The organism is Desulfobaccales bacterium (assembly GCA_041648175.1).
Classification (GTDB): Bacteria; Desulfobacterota; Desulfobaccia; order Desulfobaccales; family 0-14-0-80-60-11; genus 0-14-0-80-60-11.
Genome location: JBAZPO010000004.1, coordinates 100,096 through 123,486 on the forward strand (window position 1 = coordinate 100,096; position 23,391 = coordinate 123,486).

General features: G+C 57.9%; 21 protein-coding genes, 1 tRNA gene and 1 pseudogene. 13 read left to right on the top strand and 10 right to left on the bottom strand.

The window, feature by feature from the left end; translation table 11 throughout:
• Positions 1–121 precede the first annotated feature (121 nt).
• The 7 genes from WC600_05315 (at position 122) to WC600_05345 (ending at position 7,727) form a co-directional block, all read left to right on the top strand.
• Positions 122–2,566: an exo-beta-N-acetylmuramidase NamZ domain-containing protein gene (locus WC600_05315; GenBank protein ID MFA4902149.1), complete on the top strand. Its 2,445-nt coding sequence runs from the start codon at positions 122–124 to the stop codon at positions 2,564–2,566.
• A 319-nt stretch (positions 2,567–2,885) separates the two neighbouring features.
• Complete coding sequence (locus WC600_05320; protein ID MFA4902150.1) at positions 2,886–3,131, top strand: hypothetical protein; 246 nt, start codon at positions 2,886–2,888, stop codon at positions 3,129–3,131.
• 208 nt (positions 3,132–3,339) lie between these two features.
• Positions 3,340–4,590, top strand: coding sequence for an ATP-binding protein (locus WC600_05325; GenBank protein MFA4902151.1), 1,251 nt, complete (start codon positions 3,340–3,342; stop codon positions 4,588–4,590).
• 158 nt (positions 4,591–4,748) lie between these two features.
• Positions 4,749–6,206 carry a hopanoid biosynthesis associated radical SAM protein HpnJ gene (gene hpnJ, locus WC600_05330; GenBank protein ID MFA4902152.1) on the top strand — a complete coding sequence of 486 codons (1,458 nt, stop codon included), beginning with the start codon at positions 4,749–4,751 and terminating at the stop codon, positions 6,204–6,206.
• 88 nt (positions 6,207–6,294) lie between these two features.
• Complete coding sequence (gene hpnK / locus WC600_05335) at positions 6,295–7,158, top strand: hopanoid biosynthesis-associated protein HpnK (GenBank protein MFA4902153.1); 864 nt, start codon at positions 6,295–6,297, stop codon at positions 7,156–7,158.
• A gap of 146 nt (positions 7,159–7,304) precedes the next feature.
• The gene (gene secG, locus WC600_05340) at positions 7,305–7,631 is read left to right on the top strand and encodes a preprotein translocase subunit SecG (GenBank protein ID MFA4902154.1); all 327 of its coding nucleotides are present in this window, start codon (positions 7,305–7,307) and stop codon (positions 7,629–7,631) included.
• Positions 7,632–7,641: 10 nt separating this feature from the next.
• A tRNA-Leu gene (locus tag WC600_05345) sits at positions 7,642–7,727 on the top strand.
• 195 nt (positions 7,728–7,922) lie between these two features.
• Here the strand turns inward: WC600_05345 and WC600_05350 are convergent.
• The 5 genes from WC600_05350 to WC600_05370 form a co-directional block, all read right to left on the bottom strand.
• Complete coding sequence (locus WC600_05350; GenBank protein ID MFA4902155.1) at positions 7,923–9,164, bottom strand: transglutaminase domain-containing protein; 1,242 nt, start codon at positions 9,162–9,164, stop codon at positions 7,923–7,925.
• Between the two features lie 161 nt (positions 9,165–9,325).
• On the bottom strand, positions 9,326–9,535 hold the full coding sequence (locus WC600_05355) for a hypothetical protein (protein ID MFA4902156.1): 210 nt from the start codon (positions 9,533–9,535) through the stop codon (positions 9,326–9,328).
• 193 nt (positions 9,536–9,728) lie between these two features.
• Positions 9,729–10,634 (bottom strand): sterol desaturase family protein, encoded by a 906-nt coding sequence (locus WC600_05360; GenBank protein MFA4902157.1) that lies wholly within the window; start codon positions 10,632–10,634, stop codon positions 9,729–9,731.
• 107 nt (positions 10,635–10,741) lie between these two features.
• Positions 10,742–11,440 carry a TVP38/TMEM64 family protein gene (locus WC600_05365; GenBank protein ID MFA4902158.1) on the bottom strand — a complete coding sequence of 233 codons (699 nt, stop codon included), beginning with the start codon at positions 11,438–11,440 and terminating at the stop codon, positions 10,742–10,744.
• An 81-nt stretch (positions 11,441–11,521) separates the two neighbouring features.
• Positions 11,522–11,776, bottom strand: coding sequence for a hypothetical protein (locus tag WC600_05370; GenBank protein ID MFA4902159.1), 255 nt, complete (start codon positions 11,774–11,776; stop codon positions 11,522–11,524).
• A 191-nt stretch (positions 11,777–11,967) separates the two neighbouring features.
• Between WC600_05370 and WC600_05375 the strand changes: the two genes are divergently transcribed.
• Complete coding sequence (locus WC600_05375; protein MFA4902160.1) at positions 11,968–12,354, top strand: metalloregulator ArsR/SmtB family transcription factor; 387 nt, start codon at positions 11,968–11,970, stop codon at positions 12,352–12,354.
• A gap of 314 nt (positions 12,355–12,668) precedes the next feature.
• A complete protein-coding gene (locus WC600_05380) occupies positions 12,669–12,983 on the top strand; it encodes a hypothetical protein (protein MFA4902161.1) in 315 nt (104 codons plus the stop codon).
• On the opposite strand, the gene WC600_05385 is transcribed toward WC600_05380, so the two are convergent.
• The 5 genes from WC600_05385 to WC600_05405 are packed head-to-tail and all read right to left on the bottom strand — an operon-like array spanning position 12,929 to position 15,493.
• Positions 12,929–14,266 (bottom strand): cytochrome c biogenesis protein CcdA, encoded by a 1,338-nt coding sequence (locus tag WC600_05385; GenBank protein ID MFA4902162.1) that lies wholly within the window; start codon positions 14,264–14,266, stop codon positions 12,929–12,931. The two genes, WC600_05380 and WC600_05385, sit on opposite strands and share 55 nt — an antisense overlap.
• A 39-nt stretch (positions 14,267–14,305) precedes the next feature.
• Entirely contained in the window at positions 14,306–14,665 is a 360-nt protein-coding gene (locus WC600_05390) for a rhodanese-like domain-containing protein (GenBank protein MFA4902163.1), read from the bottom strand.
• 17 nt (positions 14,666–14,682) lie between these two features.
• Positions 14,683–14,919 carry a winged helix-turn-helix transcriptional regulator gene (locus tag WC600_05395; protein ID MFA4902164.1) on the bottom strand — a complete coding sequence of 79 codons (237 nt, stop codon included), beginning with the start codon at positions 14,917–14,919 and terminating at the stop codon, positions 14,683–14,685.
• Between the two features lie 39 nt (positions 14,920–14,958).
• Positions 14,959–15,135: a hypothetical protein gene (locus WC600_05400; protein MFA4902165.1), complete on the bottom strand. Its 177-nt coding sequence runs from the start codon at positions 15,133–15,135 to the stop codon at positions 14,959–14,961.
• Positions 15,136–15,157: 22 nt separating this feature from the next.
• Positions 15,158–15,493: a metalloregulator ArsR/SmtB family transcription factor gene (locus WC600_05405; GenBank protein ID MFA4902166.1), complete on the bottom strand. Its 336-nt coding sequence runs from the start codon at positions 15,491–15,493 to the stop codon at positions 15,158–15,160.
• A 559-nt stretch (positions 15,494–16,052) separates the two neighbouring features.
• On the opposite strand from WC600_05405, the pseudogene WC600_05410 reads away from it, so the two are divergent.
• The 4 genes and pseudogenes from WC600_05410 to WC600_05425 all read left to right on the top strand — a co-directional run bounded on the left by WC600_05410 (position 16,053) and on the right by WC600_05425 (position 23,372).
• Positions 16,053–16,439: pseudogene (locus WC600_05410) on the top strand (FAD-dependent oxidoreductase).
• Positions 16,413–16,958 (top strand): NAD(P)H-dependent oxidoreductase subunit E, encoded by a 546-nt coding sequence (locus WC600_05415; protein ID MFA4902167.1) that lies wholly within the window; start codon positions 16,413–16,415, stop codon positions 16,956–16,958. Before WC600_05410 ends, WC600_05415 begins: the two are co-directional and overlap by 27 nt.
• Positions 16,955–20,119: an FAD-dependent oxidoreductase gene (locus WC600_05420; GenBank protein MFA4902168.1), complete on the top strand. Its 3,165-nt coding sequence runs from the start codon at positions 16,955–16,957 to the stop codon at positions 20,117–20,119. Before WC600_05415 ends, WC600_05420 begins: the two co-directional genes overlap by 4 nt.
• Positions 20,120–20,123: 4 nt before the next feature.
• Positions 20,124–23,372 carry an FAD-dependent oxidoreductase gene (locus tag WC600_05425; GenBank protein ID MFA4902169.1) on the top strand — a complete coding sequence of 1,083 codons (3,249 nt, stop codon included), beginning with the start codon at positions 20,124–20,126 and terminating at the stop codon, positions 23,370–23,372.
• Positions 23,373–23,391: the final 19 nt, after the last annotated feature.

Below are 23,391 nucleotides of genomic sequence, written 5' to 3' on the forward strand. Positions count from 1 at the left end.
AATTATTGATTAGGGCATACTGTGATGCGACTACACCGTCATCTATGAATTATGAAGGGCGACTCACCGTCCTGATCATTGCGGTTGGTCACCCTTGATATCTGCTAAAATTTAAGAGAACATGATGCCTCCACAAAGATCTATCATCGCGTTCACTGCAGTTGTCATTGTCATCATTGTTTTAGGTCTGGGCGGTTGCGCCCGCATGCCGCCGCCGCTGCCGCCGGTAGCGGTGGAGCCCACCCCGCCTCCGTGCCCCCCACTGCCGCCAGCGCCACCGCCCGACATGAGCGAGATTGATTCGCCCTCCTTTGCGCGCATCGCGCAAGTGGCCAAACGGGAGATCGCCGCAGGGCACATCCCCGGAGCCGTTATCGTGGTGGGGCACCAGGGCCGGATCGTCTACCGCAAGGCCTTCGGGCTGCGCGCCGTTGAGCCGTGCCCTGTGCCCATGACGGTGGATACCATCTTCGATCTCGCCTCCCTGACCAAGGTCGTGGCCACCACCATAGCCGTCATGGAACTGGTTGACAAAGGCTCCATTAAACTCGATGCCCCCGTGGCCACCTATTGGCCGGCCTTCGCGGCCAACGGCAAGGGGAGCATCACCATCCGGCAACTCCTCATGCACACTTCCGGCCTGCGTCCGGGCCTGATGGCCCGTTTCCACTGGTCGGATTATGGCGGCGCCATGAAAGCAGTGGAGGAGGATCACCCCGTAACGCCTCCCGGCGCAAAATTCAGTTACAGCGACGTCAATTTCATCACCCTGTGTGAGATCGTGCGCCGGGTCTCCCACCAGCCCTTGGACGTTTACTGCACCAGGGAAGTCTGGGGGCCGCTCGGTATGCGGGACACCTTCTTTAACCCGCCGCCGCAGCTCAAAAACCGCATTGCGCCGACGGATTATCAAGGCCATGGCCTTCGCTGGGGCCAGGTCTCGGACCCCACCTCGCATCGTATGGGCGGCGTGGCCGGTCATGCCGGGGTGTTCTCTACGGGCAACGATTTGGCCATCCTGGCCCAGATGATCATTGACGGCGGGACTTGCCGGGGCAAACGTATTCTCGGTGAGAAAACCGTGGCCGCTATGGAGAAACCCCAACGCGTTCCGGGCAGTTCCACCTTGCGGGGTCTCGGCTGGGATGTGCAATCCCCCTATAGCAGGATCTTCAACACCTCCTTTCCCGCCGGTTCCTTCGGACACACCGGCTATACCGGGACCTCCATCTGGATCGACCCGCGCTCGGAAACTTTCCTGATCATCCTCACCAGCCGCCTGCATCCTCGCGGCAAAGGGGACGTCAAACCCCTGCGGGTCGCAACCGCCGCGGTAGTGGCTGCCGCAGTGCGTATGGGAAAACCGGCCCGCAGCGCCGCTCTGCGCCCTGAGGCCGGTGACGACGAAGAAGCGGGGTTTGGCGCCAGCGACACCCCGGATCGGGTCCGGCCCGGGATCGAGGTGCTGGCCACAGACGGTTTTGCCCCTCTGGTGGGAAAAAACCTCGGCGTGATCACCAATCACACGGGCATCGACGCTTCGGGGCGCACCACCCTCAACCTGCTGCTCAAGGCCAAGGGAGTCAAGGTGCGGGCAATTTTTAGCCCCGAGCATGGTTTGTCCGGCCAATTCGACGAGCATGTGGCCTCCGGGAAAGACGCGGCCACCGGGCTGCCGGTCTACAGCCTGTACGGTAAGGTAAAAAAGCCCACGCCTCAGATGTTGCGGGGGCTTGACGCCCTGGTTTACGACATCCAGGACGTCGGCTGCCGTTATTATACTTATATTACCACCATGGCTTATGCCATGGAGGCCGCCGCCGCAGCCCGCCTCGACTTCTATGTGCTGGATCGGCCCGACCCCATCAATGCCTGCGCGGTGCAAGGGCCGGTGTTGGACCCCGGCTTGAAATCCTTCATCGGTTACTACCCTTTGCCCATCCGTTATGGCATGACAGCCGGGGAGCTAGCGCAACTCTTTAATTGTGAGAGAGGACTTGGCGTCAAGTTGCAGGTCATAAAGATGGCGGGGTATCGCCGGGATAGCTGGTTCAACGAAACCGGCCTGCCCTGGGTGAACCCCTCGCCGAACCTCCGGTCCCTGACCCAGGCCATCCTCTATCCTGCGGTGGGCATGCTTGAGTCCGCCAATGTCAGCGTTGGCCGGGGAACTCCCACGCCCTTTGAAGTCATGGGGGCTCCCTGGATTTCAGGGCAGCGGTTGGCTGAATATTTGAATCACCGCAAGATCGGCGGGATCGTCTTCGAGCCGGTGGTTTTCACCCCCTCTGCCAGCCCCTACCCCCGCCAGAGATGCGAAGGAGTCCGCCTGCGTGTGAAAGATCGGGCCGTGCTGAATAGTCCGGCCCTCGGGGTTGAGTTGGCCGCGGCTCTGTACCGTCTCTATCCGGGGAAATTCCAGTTTGGCGGGACCCTGGGCATGTGCGGTTCCCGTGACGTGATCAACTCCATCAAGTGCGGCGTTGATCCCCGCACTATTGAAGACCAGTGGCAGGCCCGGCTGAAATCCTTCGACCGCCTGCGGGCCAAATATCTGCTCTACTGACACCACGCTCTACCATCCTGGAATGCCATCCTCACCTAGTGCTGACCTGCAGTGCAAACCGGGCATTATGCCGCGTTGCGTCATGAGTTGGCGACGGGTATTTGCCATCATAAAATATTATCAGCGTTAATTAAATTAAACAAAATGTGCATCATCCTTTACGAATCTAAAGCCTGGTAAGGACAGAATTAAAGGCCCCTTAGTTAAATAATTGAAATGATGAAGTAATTTATATGTTATTTTTGGCATCAAAATTGCTTCAAAAAGCGATAGAAATTCGTCTCAATCAAAGGCACATATAAGCCTATGAAGAAAAACCATGAAAACTTTATCGCATGTAATGATACTCTTGGCGCTCGGTACCGTGATCAGCCTGTCGGGAATCTCCTCCTGTAAAAAACAACAACTGCCTGCGGCCAACGAATATCAATCGTCTCCCTTCGCCCTGGACCCGGACCAAAATTTTCATGCGGGCCACGCACCTATCCCCGGTACTCTTCTGCTTTTGGGCAGCGGGGTGGCAGGTATGGCTTTGCTCGGCTGGAGAAGACGCACCAAACGCTGATAGCGGCTTGATTTTCCTCCGGAGGGCTGCCCTCCTCGTGACCCGCCCGATGCGTTGTGACCGCGCCCCTTTGCTGCCTCCTTTAGTCCCACTACCGACAGGGCCGGAGTCTTTCAGCCCTTAAAGTATTCCTTTCCTCCAGCGCCAAAAATAATTTAAGATTGTCCATGGTATCAATTAATCTGGGTGGCCCCACATCTAAAGAACCATGGCAGAATTAATTTACTCTCGAGCCGATCTGAAGAAATTGGTCCAATTCTCTTCTTTGGTCAACTCGTCCCTAGATTCTCAGGAGGTGCTGAATAACACCTTGATGAGTGTTGAGCAGTGGGTGCATGCCGAGGTAAGCTCCATTTTTGAGGTGGATAAGGTCAAGGGGGAACTCTTTTTTCGCCTGGCCCGGGGCGCAGGGGTGGAGCCGATCAAACCGCTGCGGTTGCAGATTGGCGAAGGTATCGCCGGGTGGGTGGCCCAGACGGAACAACCCCTGATCTGTGCCGACCCTTACGAGGATCCCCGCTTCTCCCGGCAGTTTGATGAGAAATCGGGCTTTCGCACCCGCTCCATCCTCTGTGTTCCCCTGAAATCGCAGGATCGGCTCGTTGGGGTGTTGGAGGTGCTCAACAAGCAAGACGCTCCCAGCTTTACCGACGACGACCTGGAGATGCTGACCATGCTCAGCAATATGATCGGCCCGGCCATGGAAAATGCCCAGCTTTACCGGCGCCTGCAAGAAAAACTGGACCTCACCGTGGAAGAGTTGCAGTTGGTGGAAGAAAAGCTTTTGCAATCCCAGCGCCTGGCTGCCCTGGGCAAACTCTCCCAAGGGGTGGCTCATGAGGTGCGAAACCCCGTCATGATCATCGGCGGTTTTGCCCGGCACCTCCAGAAGCGCCTGCCTCCCGATGATCCTTCCCAGGCAATGGTCGCTCCGATCCTTGATGAGGTGCACCGGTTGGAACAGATGGTCTTAGAGATTGAAGCCTTCACGGTTTTGCTCGAGCCCAATCTTAAGCGCCAAGACCTGACCGGGGTTATCGATCAGGTGTTGGCTGAAGCCGCCCCGGCGCTTAAGCAGCACCGCATCAGCATGCAGCGCCTGATCCCTCCGAACCTGCCCCGGATTCCCCTGGATGAGCATCTCATGGGTCAGGCCCTCCATCAACTCATCAACAACGCCATGGATGCCATGGAAGGGGGCGGGCGGTTGACCCTGGAAGTAACCCCGGACGCCAAAGGGCTGAGTCTGAGCCTGAGGGACACCGGGGCTGGCATCCCGCCTGAGGATATGCCCTATATCTTCGACCCCTTTTTTTCATCCAAGCCTCATGGCACCGGCATGGGGCTGACCAAGGTCCACCAGGTCATCAGCAACCATCGGGGCGAAATCCAGATAACTTCCGCCCCCGGTCACGGCACCGAGGTTGCCGTCTGGCTCCCTCGCTGGCAGGTCAAATAGTCTTTGGTCCCCTCGGCAGCAGTTCCGCTCTATCTCCGCCGCTTTTTCATCTCCGGCTCCAATCCCCCTATTCCCTGGACAAAGCCGTGAACCTCGGATAGAATCCCCTCACTATATGCGTGCCCTCCGGGCTCATCCTTAAGAGGTTTAGCGAAATAATGAAACGCACATTGTTGCTCAATCCGCCATCTTTTCAGGATTTTGATGGCGGGGCCGGTTCGCGCTATCAGGCCACCCGCGAAGTCACCTCGTTCTGGTATCCCACCTGGCTGTGCTATCCCGCCGGGCTTATCCCCGATAGCCGGGTGGTGGACGCGCCCCCGGAGAATTTGACGGTGTCCCAGGTGGCGAATTTGGCCCCGGATTTCGAGTTGGCAGTCCTGTTCACCACCAAGCCGTCGTTCCAGCACGATCTGGCCACGGTCAGCCATCTTAAAGAGAAGAACCCCAAGCTCCTGGTGGGTCTGGTGGGGCCCCAGGTGAGCATCCTGGCCCAGGAATCCCTGGCAGCCGGCCCCCAGGTTGACTTCGTGGCTCGCCGGGAATTCGATTATGCCATCACCGAAGTGGCCCAGGGACGGCCCTGGGACGATATCCTGGGCATTAGCTATCGCACCAACGGCGCCATCCATCATAATGCCGACCGGCCTTACGTCGAGGACCTGGATGCCTTGCCCATGGTCACGGAGATTTACCACCGGGACCTGACCATGGAGCATTACGTAATTCCTTACCTGCGCTACCCCTATGTGTCGTTCTATACCGGCCGGGGCTGCCCGTCCCATTGCGTCTACTGCCTCTGGCCCCAGACGTTCACCGGGCGGCGCTACCGGGTGCGCAGCGTGGGCAACGTAGTGGCGGAGGTGCGCCGTTCCCTGGAACTTTTTCCTCAGGCCGCCGAAATTTTCTTTGATGACGACACCTTCACCGCGGACGGCGAACGGGCCCGGCAACTCAGCCGGGAATTCCGCGCCTTAAAATTCGTCTGGTCCGCTACCGCCCGGGTCAACACCTCCTACGAAACCCTCAAGGCCATGAAGGAGGGGGGCTTGCGTCTCCTGGTGGTGGGTTTTGAAACCGGCGACCCTCAGGTTTTAAAGAACATCCGCAAAGGGGCCACCCTGGACTTGGGGCGCCGTTTGAACAAGTGGTGCCGGGAATTAGGCATTCAGGTCCACGGCACCTTCATGGTGGGGCTCCCCGGCGAGACCCGGGAGTCCATCGAGGCCTCCATCCGGTTTGCCTGCGAGCTGGACCCTGACACCATCCAGGTTTCTCTGGCGACCCCCTATCCTGGTACGGAATTCTACGATTTTTGCCGGGATCAAGGCTATTTGCAGGATGACGACGCCCTGGTCAACGGTTCCACCGGATACCAGCAGTGCGTGGTGGACTATCCCGGCCTGGCCGCGGCGGAAATCTTTCAGGCGGTGCCACAATTCTACCGCCGGTTTTACTTCCGGCCCCGTTACATGGCCCGGGCGGCCCTGGTCATGATGCGTGACCCGGAGGAGCGCCGCCGCTTGCTGAAGGAAGGCCGCCAATTCTTGAGCTTCATGTTCAAACGGCGCCAGTGCCAGGAAACCCCCGTAGCCAAGGGCAAGCGCTGTCCATGACCCTCAAGGAGCTCCTTAGCGGGGAGTAGGGGAGGGGAGGGCGGTTAAACCTTTACCGTGGCCGGCATTAGAATCTGAGAAATCAGTTATCTTCACCGCCGACGACTTCGGGCTCTCCGACGCGTTAAACGGCGCGGTGGTTTTGGCCCACCGCCAGGGACTGCTGCGGTGCGCCGGTTTGATGCCCGAGGCGCCCCGGACCCAGGTGGCAATGAGACTGGCCCGGGAATTGCCTGATCTTTGCCTGGGGGTGCACCTCACCCTCATCCAGGGGCGGGCTGTTTTACCTCCAAAACATCTCCCCCACCTGGTCAATCCCCAAGGTTTCTTTTCCAACGATCCCGTGACCACTGGCTGGCGCTATTTTAGGCAATCGCGCCTGCTGCCGGAAATCCGCCGGGAGTTGGCGGCCCAGATCGAACTGGTTCAGCGGGCCGGACTGACCATCTGGCACCTCAACAGCCACCTCAACCTGCACCTGCACCCCAGTATCTTTCCGATTGTGGTGGGCCTGGCCCGGGAATACGGCATCCCCGCAGTGCGCCTGGCCCGGGAGGACTGGCGCACCACCCTGGCCCTGGCCCCGGACGGCCCGTTGCCCAAGATCGCCCAGGGTCTGATCTTTGCCCTCCTGGCTCGCCGGGCCGAGAGAATCGCCCGGACCGCAGGTCTCAGCTTTAACGACCATCTCTTCGGCCTCCTCAATGACGGGCGCATGACCGAAGCGTATCTCTTGGGGCTGGCGCCTCGGCTGCAGCCGGGGGTGACCGAGATCTACTGCCATCCGGGTCTCTTTGCGGACCCGGAGCTTAAGCGCTGGGCTCCAAGCTACCGGCGGCAGGAGGAACTGGCCGCGCTCCTGAGCCCGCGACTCAAGGACACTCTGGCAGCGACGGGGATTAAAATCACCGATTTTCGGGAACTGTCCCGGAAGAAAGCCGCGCCGAACTGAGCCCCAGCACGCAAAATATAATGATTGTCAGTGCCCTTTTTTAAGGGTTTCCAAGCCCCGCTCGGGAACCTTAATTAAATACCTCCGAATTCAATCTTTTAAAGGCTTGCACCCTGAGGCGTCTTCTTCTATAATACATAATTTATATGACTACCATCGTCGTTATCATTCATGTCATCGTTTCCCTGGCCCTGATCTGCATCGTGCTGCTGCAGCAAGGCAAGGGCGCAGGAATCGGCGCGGCTTTCGGCGGGTCCAGCCAGACGGTTTTTGGCTCCACTGGGGCCGCCCCCTTTCTGGCCAAGCTCACTGCGGTGGCGGCCATTCTCTTTATGTGCACCTCGTTGGGACTGACTTTCCTGGGCCGGCAGAAAGCGCCCTCGGTGATGCAAGGGGCGGAAAAACCCGCGGCTACTCAACCAGCCCCGGCCCAACCGGCTCCCCCAACTCCTATCGCACCCTCAAGCAAATGAGCACCCACGTGCCGAAGTGGTGGAACCGGTAGACACGCCATCTTGAGGGGGTGGTGGGGAATACCCGTGCGGGTTCAAATCCCGCCTTCGGCACCAATTATTTATATTGCTATATCAATAAGTTAATCATCTGAGGCGACCTGTATTTTGGCCATTGTGCCTATCTGGGTTGTCTTTTTATTTTTGGTTCCAGCCAACAGACCCTCCAGCGCCGAACCATCCTGTCTGGTCAAATTAGGAATGTAACGTCCATTGACTTCGGTTAGTTCGATTAATCCAGCATAGTGCAGACTACCGGTGGCCGGCGTTTCTGTTGAAAGAGAATTCCACCGCCGCCTTTACCGGCTTGCCGCCTATTTCTAGCACGGGATAGGCAAGGAAGTTGATGGGGCCTGGAGTGGGTCCTGGTTCAACCACCAGGTCGCGGCCGCGGCTGAGTTCGAAGCGGTTGGCGGGATGGTGGCCAAAGTAGTAGGTCGCCAGCCCCGTATACTTGTTGCCCTCGCTGATGTCCACAGGCCACCACTTGCCCTCGGCAAAGAACTCCGCCCAGCAATGATAGCCGTCTACCCCGCCCTCGTTCCGCTCCGAAGGGATTGCCGCACCGATGGCGAAGCGCGCCGGGATGCCGACCGACCTTGCCAGGGCAATGAAGTAGGAGTGAAAATCCGTGCAGTTACCGGTACGGGCGTTGCAAGCGTAGACGGCGTCGCCCTTACCCCAGCCGTCGCCGTACTTGATGTAGCGCATGCGGTCGATGATGTGATCGTAAAGCGCTCGGGCGCGCACCAGGTCACCCTTCTTACCCTCAACGACCTGCTCGGCGATACGGCGAAAATCCTCATTAGTCGGCACCAGACGCTCCGGGTTAAGGTATTTTCGCTGGTCGGGCGTCGGCGCCGCATAGGCGGCCTTCTCAAGACGCCGCACCTGATAGCGGATCTCAACCTTCTTACCGCTGTCCTTGGGACCAAGCTCGAGGAAAAGGACTTTGTTGCCATATTGCCGCTCCTGCAATATGCTTTGCTTCCCTGGAGCGTTGATGGATTTTACCTTCACCGTCTGAAATGAGTCCGTGGACGCCAGAGGAAGCCACATGCGGGCGGAAGCGGTTATCTCGGGCAGGGTGGCCCGATAGAAAAACTCGAACTCGTCGTGCTCCCGGATGACGCCCAAGTGGCCTTCTGAAGCGTCTTTCAGGGGGATGCGCTGCCACGTGCCATCGCTTTTTTGCTCCCAGGCGTAAAAGGGCTGGCCGTTTAGCTTATGGACGATCGTTTCGGTGACCCGCATCGCCGCAGGATCACCGGCGAGAAAGAAATCGACGTCATAGACGTCGCCGCTGATGTCCGCCAAGTCCACGCAGGCGAAATAGCGGCCAGGACCCAGTTTCGACAGGTATTCGGTGTGGACTCGGACCAGCTTGAGACGGAGTTCCTTGTTGCCGTAGGGAAGGTGGAAATATCCTCCGCCCAGGCGGACCTGCGCCTCGATGTGCTTCTCGATGCCTGCCTGTATCTCAGCGGTTGGCACCGAGTTGGTCACGGGCGGGGCAGACGCGCTTGGCGCGTCTTGCCCCTCTTGCTGTCCGCAACCCACAGACACAAGGCAAACTGCCACTACCGCTGACAATATGGTGCGCCAGTCCATAGAAGTTTCTTCCCCGGCTACTATGCCCCAGTCAAGAACTGATATTACTTCGGATGTTCCGACTTGGGGTGTTCGGGCTTTGGTTGCTCCGGGGCAGGGGGAGCGGGCGTTGCCGGCGGGGCCTGAGGCGCTACTTTCTCACCCTGTGCCGGCGGGGCCGCCGGTTTGGCGGGGGCTTTCTTCTCTTCCCCGCTACCGCAGGCCAGCACCAAACCGAACATTGTCACGATTAGCCAGATCCCATATTTTTTCATTACCGGCACCTCCTAATGAAATTGAGTGTTGCCATGGCTCGAGGATGAATTGAGTCATCTCTTAGAGCAAAAATAATACCTCATTCTGTAATGTCAACGAAACTTATCAGTTATTACCGGGGAGGAGCCCATGCAAGCAGGCTAGGGGGAAGGTAGCTTTGCAGTCATAGCTGCACAAAAGTCAGCTTGAGCACTATCCTACGATAATTCCTGGACTCCCAGGAGTGGCGGAGGGGGGCCGGACAGGCTCGGTGCCGTCCGGCCAGAGCCAGTAGTTTTTCGAAAACCTGAGGGGCAAGACTACCAAGTGCCAGAGGCGGTTATGTTCCGGGGACAGATAGCCTGCCACGCCGATGACGATATCCTGCTGAAGAACATTGAGTTTCAGGGTGCGGTGGAGGGCGTCCCACCAGCGGAAAATTACGGAAAAGTTGGACCCCACTTCGTCGCTGACGACGGAGTGATGAATACCATGCATGCGGGGCGTCACTACGATTTTATTCAAGGCCCGCTCCAAGAGCAGGGGCAGGCGAAGGTTGGCGTGCTGGAACAGATTAGCCGCCTGGTAGGTTACTTCGTACAACATAAAAGTGAAGACGTCCACCCCTAAAAGGCCCACCTGAAGGACCCGAAACCCCGTGGAGTAGAGGACCTCCCCAAAATGAAATCGGATCGCGGTGGTGACGTCCAGGTCGGGGTCCAGATGATGGACGCCATGGAACCGCCAAAGGAGGAAAAACCTGTGGTTGGCCCGGTGCCACCAGTAGAAGGTGAAGTCCATGAGGACAAGCCCCAGCAAGATTGCAACCGGGTCGGGGATTTTGAGCACGCGCAGGAGGCCGAAGTTTCGGTCCACCGCCCAGAAAGACGCGGCCAGGGCCAGGGGGCGCACCACCCAAAGGCCGACGGCCATAACCGTGGCGGTCAGGGCGAAGTTCACCGGCAAACGCTGACTGCGAGCCCGGGTGCGCCGCCTGAGGGGGTAGACCGCCTCCAAGACCAGGAGCAGCAAGAAGACCGTCCCCAAGATCAGAGGGATGACGGGCAGAGGGGCCGGACCGATATGCAGGCTACCCCAAGCGATTTCTGGGATGGACATCCGACTATGACCCCCGAACGCTAACCTTAGGCCCCAAGTGCGGCCTCGGGAATGAATAATGAAGCTGCCATAACCAGCCGGACCCGACCGTAGGTTTATTTATTCGTTTAGTCAGTTTTTATTTTTTCCCAAACTTTCAACTTTGATATGATCTTGGGGATGAAAAGAGAGAATAAAAAGAGCCCCAATGATAGGAAGATCTTCCACGTGAGCAATTGTCCCCACTGGCCGCTGGCCCAGACTTCTTTGATGGTTCCCACGAAAAAGGTAAAGATGAAGGTGCCTACCAGGATGCCTAAGCCCGTGCCCCAGAGGTAATCCCGGAAACGCACCTTGGTCAGGCCCATGCCGAAGTTCATAGGGGTGAAGGGGAAATAGACCAGGCGCAGGTAGAGCACGGTGGCAAAGCCGTTTTTTTCGATGGCGTCGTCGTATTTCTTAAGGCGGTCGCCGATGAGAGAGGCGGCGAATTCCCGCCCCAGGTAGCGTCCGATGAGAAAGGCCCCCGCCGACCCCAACATTGCCGCCACCCAGACGTAGACGAATCCCCAATAGGGACCGTAGATGGCGGCTCCCAGGGTGGTGAGTAGGGTCCCGGGAATGAACAGGCAGACCCCCACGGCATAGACCAGGATGAAGGCCAGGGGCGCCCAGAGGCCCGCGGCCGCGAGCTGCGCCCCCAACTTTTCCACGGTGAGAAGTTCCCTGACACCGGTATAACGGACCAACACCACCGCAGCCACGATGAAGATTAACAGGAGCATGGCTTTTATTAAGGCTGCCCCACGAAATCTGCGGGTCTGCATGTCTCTTCCTCTACCTCTGCCGCCCGGCTTCCCGAGCAGAACGATGGCTCAGCCTGGGAACCCAGGCGGCACGGATAATGGTTACTTGCCGAAGAAGCGGCCCAGGAAGCCTTTCTTTTTGGGCTCCGGCTCCGGCAACTCCAGGTGCCGGCAGATGGCGGCCTCCAGTTTATCTTCGGAGACATCGGCCCCTTCCACCACGACTTCCTCTCCCACCATGATGGCCGGGGCCGTGGGGAGATCCAACTCGAAATATTCGTCTGTCTGGTAATCGGCAATGGGTTTGGAGATGACCTCCGCCTCAAACTCATACTTTTGGCCCAACCTGGGCACCATTTCCTGGAAATGCTTTCAGGGCTTGCCGTTGGGTTCGTTGTAAAAGCATCTGACTTTTAGCATGTCTTTTTCTCCTTTGGGGAACATTTTTTCAAAAAGACCTTGACAAGGGTGTTGTTTTGCATTAATTAATTAAGCAATTACTTAATTGCTTAATTGGGTCAGCGCTCATGGAATGGGAAATCTCCGAAATGTTTAAAGTCCTGGCCGTGGAAACCCGGGTGAGGATGCTTGAACTCTTGAAGACCCAAGGCCCATTGGGGGCCAAAGAAATTGCCAGACTGGCGGGGATCACCCCCGCGGCGGCCTCGCAGCATCTCAAGATCCTGAAGCAGGCCGGACTGGTAAGGTGCGAGCGCCAGGGATATTGGATACCATATGCCGTTAACCCGGAGGCCTTGGAAAAATACCGCCGGATCTTGTCGGAAGTTTGCACTTGCGGCTGCCAGGGTAGCGGCCAGTGGCGAGAACAGGAGCGCAGCGCAATCTCACTGAAGACCCTGGAACAATACGAACAGGACCTGCAGAATGAGCTGGAAAATGTTCGCCAGAGGATCAAAGAACTGAAGCCAGAATAGGAGGACGCGCTTTTTTTTCTCAATTTAATTAAGTTATTAATTAAATACTTAAACAGAAAGGAGGTGAAAATCATGGCTGAAAAGAAAAACCCCTGTGGTTGTGGCTGCGCCTTGAAACAGGCTGCTCCCAAGGCGTCTGACGACAAGGAAAAGGCCAAAGATACCAAAGAGTCTAAGTAGATCAACATCTTAGCCGAGTGCCAGAGGGCAGCACCGAGAAATTGGCTTCCTGCCCTCTGGGCTTAAAATGGATGGGATAAGCCATGGGGTGTCAGGTTTGGGCCTCCAAAGGTGGTAAACCTAGGTGACGACGGATGGCTGTCTCTAACTTCTCCGCAGAAATCCCCGGTCCCTGGCCAACCACCTCATCGTCAACCATCATCGCCGGAGCCGCAGGCAGGCCCGCAGCCTTGTATGCCTCGCTTTGGTATTCTTCCCTGGACTTGGAAACAGCCTCCACCTCGATTGCGTATTTCTCACCCAACCTGGGTATGATCTCGTGGAGGCGCTTTCAGGTCATGCCGCAGGGATCGTTCAAGAAGATCCTGATCTTGAGCATTTCTTCTCCTTTGATTCATTTCTTGGTTACAGTGACCATGCGGGACAACATCTGCTCCGGCGGCAGATAATCCGCCAGGCGCAGGTTCTGGCATTCGTTCCCCCGGCCGTCCAGAAAAACTATCGTGGGTACGCCCTTGACTGAGTACTGGCTGAGCAAACGAGTGTGCAGAGGATTGCCTTTCTGGGTGAGGTCCACTTTGACCATGACAAAATCCCGGTCCGCCAGTTTCACCACATCGGGGTTATGAAAGGTGATCTCATCCAATTCCCGGCAGGGGGAGCACCAGGTGGCGTAAAAATCGATGATCACCGGCTTTTGCGCTTGTTTGGCCGTCGTCAAGAGCTGATCCGAATATGGCTGCCAGGTTACTCCCGGACCACGGAGGGCCCAGGACCCCACTATGAAGGTGGCAACTACCACACCCACCAGCGCGGCGATGGTCTTGAGCCACCGGAAACCCCGAAAGGCCGCGGTGGTGCGGTCCAGCCACCCCAGGTGCACGGCCGCAGCCAGGGCTACGGCGGCCAGCAGAAGCACACCCACGGATTCCGGCAGGAGCGGCCGGATAAAATAGGCTGCCATACCCACCAGAACCCAGCCCATGAGCTTGCGCACCCAGAGCATCCACTCTCCTGAGCGGGGAAGTTTCTCTAGGCTGCCGGAAAAAATGGCCAGAATAAACAGGGGCAGACCTAATCCCAGGCTGAGGGTAAAAAAGACCAGAAAGCCCAGAAACGGCGATCCCATACTGGCCACCCAGGTGAGCAACCCCAGCACGAAGGGACCGATACAGGGCGCCGCCACCAGCCCCAGGGTCAAGCCCATGAACAAACTACCGAAATAGCCTGCATAAGATTTGGACGCGGCTTGCGTCAGGCTGCCGGGGAGTTTCAATTCCCAGAAACCAAAGAGGCTGGTGGCAAAGAAGACCAGGATGGCCGCCACCGCCAGCAACACCACGGGGTTTTGCAGCATGGCCCCCATGAGGCCGCCGGTTAAGGCCGCGGCAACTCCCAGGCTAGAGTTGGTCAGGGCCAGCCCCGCCAGGTAAAAGAGTCCGTGAGCCACCAGGCGCCCCTGTCCCTGGCCGCTCTTACCGCCAAAATAAGAGACAGTGATGGGGAGCAAGGGGTAAACGCAAGGCGTCAGGTTGAGGGCCATGCCGCCCACAAAGATGCCCAGCATGGTCCAGATCAGGGCCCAACCGGAAAGCAGGCCGGGGGCATAGGCTTCCGGTGCATAATCACACAAACCCAAGGGATCGCTGGCCACGGGCAGGCCAGCTTTTTGCCATTCCGGGAATCCCAAGGGATCGCGATAGACGTTCTTATAACCGAGCTTTACGGCCACCCGGGCCGCCGAGTCGCTGCGGACTCATGCCAAGCCCGCTCAGTAGAAAACGATGAGCCGGTCCTTGTCTGGTCCCAGGAATTTGGCCAGGCTCCCCCGGGAGCGCCACCGCGACCAGGCGTTGGGTTCTATGGAAAAGTTCACGGCCCCCTTCATGTGGCCGGTGCGATATTCCCAATCCTGACGCGTGTCCACCAGCAAGAGCTTGCCGGTGTCCTGCCGGTAGCGCTGTGCCAGTTCTTCGGTAGTTATTAGACGATAGCCGCCATTTTGGGCTTCGGCCTTGACGTCCTCCCAGGTGGCCTCTTTAACGATGATCGGCCGGTTGAGATACCAAAGCACACTTAACGTCAGGGCCGCGGCCACCAGGGCTAAAAGAGTGGTTCCCTTGCGTTGCATGGCCTACCTCGTTACGGTTAAGATATTTTGCCTTCCCTCGACAATTTGGACATGAGGAAATTAGCACCCCGCTCAGACAGCCCGAGCTTATGGGCCAGGTCCTCAGGGCTCATGGGGCCGTGCTGTTTAGCCAGCGAGACCACTTCGTTTTCCAGTTCGTCCAGCCAATCTTCAAACAGGACCAGGAGTTCCGGGTCGGCGACGGCCATCAGTTGCCGTGATTGCGCCACCCGGTTTACCAGCTTTTGACACATGTGCGTTGGATCGACACCTTCGTCCAGGCATTCCGCCAGTCAGAGGTGCACCATGCTGGCAACCTGGTCATCACTGGCGCCACCGATGAGATTAACCACGAAATTCAGCCGATCCTCATCGGTTACCAGAGGCAGGATTTTTTTCAACGCCGCCCCAATTTCTATAAGAGCTTTTTCCGGAGTCATGCGATCTAAACGTTCTTGAATGCCGGCCATATTGATGAAACACCTCCCCCGATTAAAAGGTTGTCCTGGCAGCCAACAAATCTGTGGCCAATGCTTTTAACGCCTCCAGGATCGTCAGAATTCTGGCGTCGGCGATTTCGTAGTACACGAAGGGACCGCTCCGCTCCACCTTGACCAGCAGGGCCTGCCGCAATTCCTTTAGATGATGGGAGACCAAGGGCTGAGACAGGTTCAGTTCTTCGACGATGCTGGAAACGGACTTCTTCTCGTTATTGACGCACAGCAAAATCCGCAAGCGGTTTTCATCCGCGAGACTCTTGGCCACAAAGGCAACTGTCTGGAGATAATCCTCCAACGGCATCATTTTCTCATGACTTGGTTGCGCCAAGTGACCCCCCTTTTCCGGGTACTGGTTTCTTTCCTGTGATCGAACCAGCGACCTTCCCTACATGCCCCGCCTTCTTCATTTCCACATGAGGGCCGAGTATGTCTTCCTCTTCAGCCTGAATGAGCGAGTAGGCAATCTAAATAACGTATAAATATCTATTTATATACTATTCAGTTTTTAGTCAAGGGATATATCAAGCTTATGAAGATAAATTTTTATTAAAAATTGGTGAGAAGATCAAAGAGAGTGGACTCAGCAAGGGGGTTATGGCTCCCAGCAATTTGAGGGCTGGAAAAGATTATCCAAATTTTGCTAATTGTTGGAAATTCCAACAATCGGCTTTCGTATTAATATTAATAAAATTAATAAGTTAACAATACCGAATAGGAATTGTTGGATTATCAGACATAACGTCGAATAAACAAATCATATTGTATAAAGCATAAATGTAATTAATTATCAGATAGTTACCTCAATATTCAGAGTCTGGCATATCCCTTGCCTATTCATAAGTTTAGCGATCCCTTGCAGCGCCAAGTGGTGCGATAAGGAGGATTAAATGAAGTCGGGTCAGACCATTGAGGATAAACGAGGTTCAGTCATGGTAGTGGGTGGAGGCATCGCCGGCATGCAAGCTGCGCTGGATGCTGCCAATTCAGGGTTCTATGTCCACCTGGTGGAAAAGGGGCCGAGCATCGGTGGCACCATGGCGCAGATCGACAAAACGTTTCCCACCAACGACTGCGCCATGTGAATTATCTCCCCCAAGCTGGTCGAGGTCGGCCGGCACACGAACATTGAGCTGCATACCCTTACTGAACTGCAGAAGATCACTGGAGAGGAAGGCAATTTCAGCGTAACTCTCAAAAAGCAGCCGCGTTATGTTGACGCCTCCAAGTGTACCGGCTGCGGCACCTGCATGGAGGCCTGCCCGATTCGCTATGAAGTTCAGTTGCCGGAAACGGTTAAACTGGCCCGAACTGCCTATGCCAAAGCTACTGACGAAGAGGCGGTGGCCGATATTATCGACCGCTACCGGGAGGAGCGTGGCAATCTGCTGCCCATCTTGCTGGACATCAACCGCCAGTTTAACTGGCTGCCCCGTGCGGCCCTGGAGCATGTCGCCGATGAGTTGGGTACGCCCCTCACGGAGATTATCCGGGTAGCCAGTTTTTACAATGCCTTTAGCCTCGTGCCCCGGGGCAAGCACATTGTCAATATTTGCCTCGGGACCGGGTGCTTCGTTAAAGGATCGCCCCAACTCCTGGAGCGCTTGGAAAAGACTTTAAAAATCAAGCATGGCCAGACCACCAAGGACTTTTTGTTTACCCTGGAGGTGGTTCGCTGCATCGGCTGTTGCGCTCTGGGGCCGGCCCTGCGGGTGGGAGCCGACACCTATGGCCGCGTCGCCCCGGAGCAGGTGCCTGAAATCATTGACTCATACAGGAAGAGCGTGAGCTTATGAAAATCCTCTCTTTGGAGCATCTGGATGAAGTCAAGCAGCGGGGCCTGGCCCTGACCTACCCACCTAAAATCAAGATCATGGTGGGGATGGCCACCTGCGGCATTTCCGCGGGAGCGGATAAGGTCTTGCAGGCGTTGGCCGACCGATTGGAGGAAAGCAACCTGGACGTGGTGTTGGATACCACCGGCTGTATCGGCTACTGCCAGCGGGAGCCCCTGGTGGATGTGGTCTATCCCGGGAAGGTGCGTCTCAGTTATCACAGCATGACGCCCGACAAAGCGCTGGAATTGCTGGAAGCAATCGGGGCCGGGCAGTTCTATTGGGACAACCTCCTGTGCCGCATCGATCAGGAAGAATTTTTGATGGAGGGCATCTCCCGTCCGTACGCCAATCCGCACCCCCCGGAACTGCCCCAGGACATTCCCCGTTACGAAGACCTGCCTTTCTTCGCCAAGCAGGTAAAAATTTCCCTGCGCAATTGCGGCTTCATCAACCCCGAGCGGATCGAAGAATATATTGCCCGGGGTGGCTACCGGGCCCTGCATGAGGCCGTCACCTTAATGACCCCCGAACAGGTCATCGCTGAGGTAAAGGGGTCGGGTCTGCGGGGCAGAGGTGGCGCCGGGTTCCCCACCGGCCAGAAGTGGGAGTTTTGCCGCCAGGCGCCGGGCGATGTCAAATATGTGATCTGTAATGCCGATGAAGGCGACCCCGGGGCCTTTATGGATCGCGGCATCCTGGAAGGCGACCCTCATGCGGTCATCGAAGGGATGGCCATCGGCGCCTATGCTATGGGGGCGCAAGAAGGCTACATTTATTGCCGGGCGGAGTATCCGCTGGCCATCAGCCGCCTGAAAACCGCCATCTCCCAGGCCCGTTCCTTGGGCCTCCTGGGGGACCGCATCTTCAACAGCAGCTACTCCTTCAACCTGAAGATTCGGGAAGGCGCCGGCGCCTTTGTTTGCGGCGAGGAGACGGCGCTCATCGGCTCCATCGAAGGCCGCGTGGGCGAACCCCGCCCCCGTCCCCCCTTCCCGGCCCAAAAGGGATTGTGGGGCAAACCCACCACGATCAACAATGTGAAAACCTGGTCTCACATCGCCCCCATTGTGGCCCGGGGGGCCGCCTGGTACGCCGCTCTGGGCACGGAAACCGCGCGGGGCACTACGGTTTTTTCCCTGGTGGGGAAGATAAACAACTCCGGTCTGGTGGAGATACCTTTGGGCATGCCCCTGAAAGAATTGATTTACGACATCGGCGGGGGTATCCAGGACAACCGGATGTTGAAGGCGGTGCAGACCGGCGGTCCCTCCGGCGGCTGCATCCCTGCCAGCCTGATGGACACGCCGGTTGAGTATGAATCCCTGGCCAAGCTCGGTTCCATCATGGGGTCAGGGGGCATGATCGTCATGGACCAGGGGACCTGCATGGTGGACCTGGCCAAGTATTTCATCTCCTTCACTATGGATGAATCCTGCGGCAAGTGCACCCCCTGCCGGGAAGGCACCCAACGCCTTTGGGAAATTCTTACCACCATCACCGAAGGCCGCGGCGCGGTAAGCGATTTGGACGCCCTGGAAGAGCTGGCAAATTATATCAAGGAAGTGGCCTTGTGCGGCCTGGGGGCCACCGCGCCTAACCCGGTGCTCACCACCCTGAAGTATTTCCGTGAAGAATACCTCCAGCACATTATAGATAAACAATGCCCGGCCCGGGTCTGCCGGCGCCTGTCCCCGGCCCCCTGCCAGTTCGCCTGCCCGGCAGGGATAGATATCCCCAGCTACATCGCCTTGATTGCCCAGGGACAGTACGAAGAAGCCCTGGAACTCATCCAGGAGGACAACCCGCTGCCCGGCGTCTGCGGCTACGTCTGCACCGCCCCTTGCGAGGTGCAGTGCAAACGCGGGGTTATCGACCAGCCCGTGGCCATCAAGTCACTCAAACGCTTTGTGGCGGATTTCGTGCGGCAGCATGGCTCCGTGTTCCAATACCCGGTGCCGCCCCGGGCCGAAAAGGTGGCGATCATCGGCTCGGGTCCCGCGGGCTTAAGCGCAGCTTATTACCTGGCCCGGGAGGGTTACCCGGTAACGGTCTTCGAGGCCTTGCCGGAGGTGGGGGGGCTGCTGCGAGTCGGCATCCCCAGCTTTCGCTTACCTCAAGAGGTCCTCGATTTTGACCTTCAGACCATCGCCGCCCTGGGAGTGGAGTTCCGAACTCACAGTCGCCTGGGTCGAGACATCTTTCTGGACGGCTTGCGGGACCAGGGGTACCAGGCCTTTTTCCTGGCTACCGGGACACATCATATCGCCCGCCTGGATATTGAGGGCGAGGATTTACCCGGAGTGCTGTCAGGAATAGATTTCTTACGGCAGGTCAGATTGGGCCGGCCACCGGCCCTGGGGCAAAGCGTGGCGGTCATCGGCGGGGGCAATGTGGCCATTGACACAGCCCGCACGACGGTTCGTCTGGGCAGCGCGGCAACGATTCTCTACCGCCGCTCGGAAGCTGAAATGCCAGCCTATGCCGAGGAGGTGGCCCAGGCCAAGGAAGAAGGGGTAACCTTCCGGTTCCTCACTCAGCCCATTAAAATCTTAGGGGAAGACTGTGTCAGCGGCATCGTCTGCCAAGGCATGGAACTGGGCAAGCCAGACCCATCGGGCCGGCGGCGCCCCCTACCGGTGCACGGTTCGGAAATGGCTCTGCGGGTGGATGGGGTGATTCGGGCCATCGGCCAGATACCGCCGGTTATGAAATTCTCCATGGCTGACGAGCCTTTGCGCGTCACGGAGCGCCGCAACATTTGGACCCATCCGCTCAACCTGGCCACCAATCTCACCGGGGTCTTTGCCGGGGGCGACGTCGCCACCGGTCCGGCCACCATCGTGGAGTCGGTGTGGGCCGGTAAACAGGCCGCCAGGTCGATCCATCGTTATCTGCAAGGAGTGCCCCTCGAAGAAACATCCCGTATTGCCGTCCCGCGGCGGCGGGTGTCACCCTCGGAGATTGCGGACGAAGAACGGGCGCAGTTCCTGCGGCCGGGCATGCCCAAAAGCAGAGCCATCGAACGCATCAAGGATTTTTCACTGGTGGAACTGGGACTCACCGAAGAGCAATGCCGCCAGGAGGCGTTAAGGTGCCTCAGGTGTGATTTAGGAGAATAAGGCGATGGTCAACCTGACGATTGATGGACTCCTGGCAGAGGTTCCGGCGGATTCGACTGTCTTGGAGGCGGCCCGGAAACTGCGGATAAATATCCCCACCCTGTGTTACTGCGAGGCCATCGAAGCCTACGGGGGCTGCCGCTTGTGCGTGGTGGAGGTGGAGAGGAACGGCCACTCCCGCCTCACTGCTTCCTGCACCCTGCCGGTGGAAGAGGGCCAGAACATCCAGACCCAGTCTCCCCGGGTCATCAAGGCGCGGCAGATGACCATGGAGCTTCTCCTGGGGCGTTGCCCGGGGGTTCCCGCCCTGCAACATATGGCCCGTCAGTTGGGGGTCTCGGAAGTAAGATACTCCCCCGGAACCAGCGACTGCACCTTGTGCGGCCTGTGTGTCCGGGTGTGCAGCGAGCTGCAGCATGTGGGAGCCATTGGCATGGTGGGCCGGGGCGCCAAGCGTCAGGTGATGACCCCTTTCGGCGAGTTCTCGGAGATTTGCCGCACTTGCGGGGCATGCGCCAATGTCTGTCCCACCGGACACATGAAAGACTTCGGCAAAATTAGCGGCAAGACGCCCAAGCCCAAGCTTTCCGAATTCAACCTGGGCCTCACCAGCCGGGGCAACATCTACCGCACCTATCCCCAGGCCGTCCCGGCCACGCCGGTCATTGACCCGGCCAATTGCATCCAGTTCCTGACCGGAGACTGCGGGGTCTGCGCCCAATCATGCGTGGCTGGCGCCATCGACTACGGCCAGAAAGAAGAGACGTTGTCCGTCGATGTGGGCTCGGTAATCCTGGCTCCCGGATTTCGCACCTTCGACCCCCAGGGATTGCCTAACCTGTCGTACCATCACCCCAATGTGGTCACCACCCTGGAATTCGAACGCATCCTCAGCCCTGGGGGACCGTTCCAGGGTCATATACAGCGCCTGTCCGACGGCCGGGAGCCGAAGAAGATCGCCTGGATACTCTGCGTGGGTTCCCGAAGTGAGCGGGAAGGTTGCCAGGACTATTGCTCGGCGGTGTGCTGCATGACGGCCCTCAAACAGGCGATCATCGCCAAGGAGCACGTGGGCCCCGAGTTGGAGATGGCCCTCTTTTATATGGATATGCGCACCACCCGCAAGGGTTTCGAGAAATATTACGAGCGCGTCAAGAGCCAAGGAGCCCGGATGATCCGGGCCATGGTGCACTCGGTGCGGCCCGAGGGTAATTCGGGGGACCTCCGGCTGGATTACGTGACCGAAAATGGGGAGCCTTGCCTCGAAACCTTCGATATGGTGGTCCTGGCGGTGGGCATGGAGATTCCGGCCAGCACCAGAGAACTGGCCCGGAGGGTTGGAATCGACCTCAGTCCTCACGGGTTTGTAAAAGCCAGTTGCTTTGCCCCGGTGGCCACTTCCCGTCCCGGGATTTATGCCTGCGGCGCCTTTACCGGTCCGAAGGATATCCCGGAGTCGGTGCGGGAAGGCAGCGCCGCCGTTGCCGCCGCCACCAGAGCAATCGCGGCAGCCAGGAATACCCTGCTCAAAAAGAAGGAATACCCGCCGGAACGGGATGTCTGGACCGAACCGTGCCGCGTGGGGGTCTTTGTGTGCAACTGCGGCATCAATATCGGAGGCGTCGTCGACGTGCCGGCCATTGTGGAGCAGGCCCGGTCCATTCCCGATGTCGCTTACGCGCAGGAGAACCTTTTTACCTGCTCGGAAGACGCCCAGAATCAGATAATCGAGATGATAAAAGAACACCGCCTGAACCGGGTGGTGGTGGCGGCCTGCAGCCCCTCGACCCACCAGCCCATTTTTCAGGATATGCTTCGCAATGCCGGTCTCAACAAATATCTCTTCGAGATGGCCAATATTCGGAACCACTGCACCTGGGTTCATCAAGGTGAGCCGGAGGCCGCCACCCGGAAGTGCCGGGACCTGGTAAATATGGCAATTGCCAAGGCGCGGCTCCTTAAGCCGCTGCCTTATCTGTCCTTGGGGGTCAATAAAAAGGCCCTGGTCATCGGTGGTGGGGTCGCAGGCCTGAGCGCCACCCTGAGTCTGGCGGAGCAGGGTTATGCAGTGCATCTGGCCGAACGTAAGAGCCAGTTGGGCGGCCATGCCCTCAAGCTGCATACCACCTGGCGGGGAGAGCTGGTGGCCCCCTTTGTCCAAGAGTTAATTCAACAGGTAAACAGCCACAACAATATCGAGGTGCACCTTTCGGCCACTGCCCAAGGGGTCTCCGGCACGGTGGGTAATTTTACTACCACCCTGTCCACCGGCCAGGTAGTGGACCACGGCGCCGTCGTTCTGGCCACCGGTGCGGAGTCGTATAAACCCGAGGGCATGTATCTCTACAAAGAACACCCCAATGTGCTCCTGTCTCTGCAATTGGATCAAGAACTGGCCGCCATGAGCAATAAGGTGAAGAGTGCCCGATCGGCCGCGTTTATCCAGTGCGTGGGCTCCCGAGTGCCGGAGCGGCCTTACTGTAGCCGGGTGTGCTGCTCCCACAGTGTGGAAAATGCCCTCAAGCTCAAGGAAATTAACCCTGATGGTGAGGTTTTCATTCTCTATCGGGACATGCGCACCACCGGTGAGATGGAAATCCTCTACCAGCAGGCGCGGGAGCAGGGCGTCATTTTTATCCGCTATACCCCGGACTATCCCCCTAGGGTGGAAGCCAATGGGGATGGCCTCAGGATTACCGCAATGGATCACGTGCTTCACCGGCCAGTATCATTTCCGGTAGATCTTTTGACTCTGGCCACCGCCATCGTCCCCCATGACAATGCTCCCCTGGCGGAAATGTACAAGGTAGCCCTCAACGAAGAGGGGTTTTTCAATGAGGCCCACGCCAAGATCAGACCGGTGGATTGCGCCACTGAGGGCATATTTCTGGCAGGGCTGTGCCATAACCCCAAGCCCCTGGAGGATTCCATCCGCCTGGCCTGGGCCGCGGCGGCCCGGGCCGCCACTATCCTTTCCAAAGAATATCTGGAATTGGGGGCCAACATCGCCGTGCCCGTGCATGAAAACTGCGACGGCTGCGCCTTCTGTGTGGACGGCTGCCCCTTTAAGGCCATTACCCTGTTGGAATACATGTGGGAGAGCCAGGTCAAAAAAACCGTGGAAATCAACGAAATCCTCTGCAAAGGCTGCGGTTCCTGCATGGCCACCTGTCCGAAACAGGGTATTAACGTGGCCGGGTTCTCCCTCCAGCAGTTGGAAGCCCAGGTAGACGCAGCTTTGGGCCTGATCTAATCAGGGGAGATAATTTGCC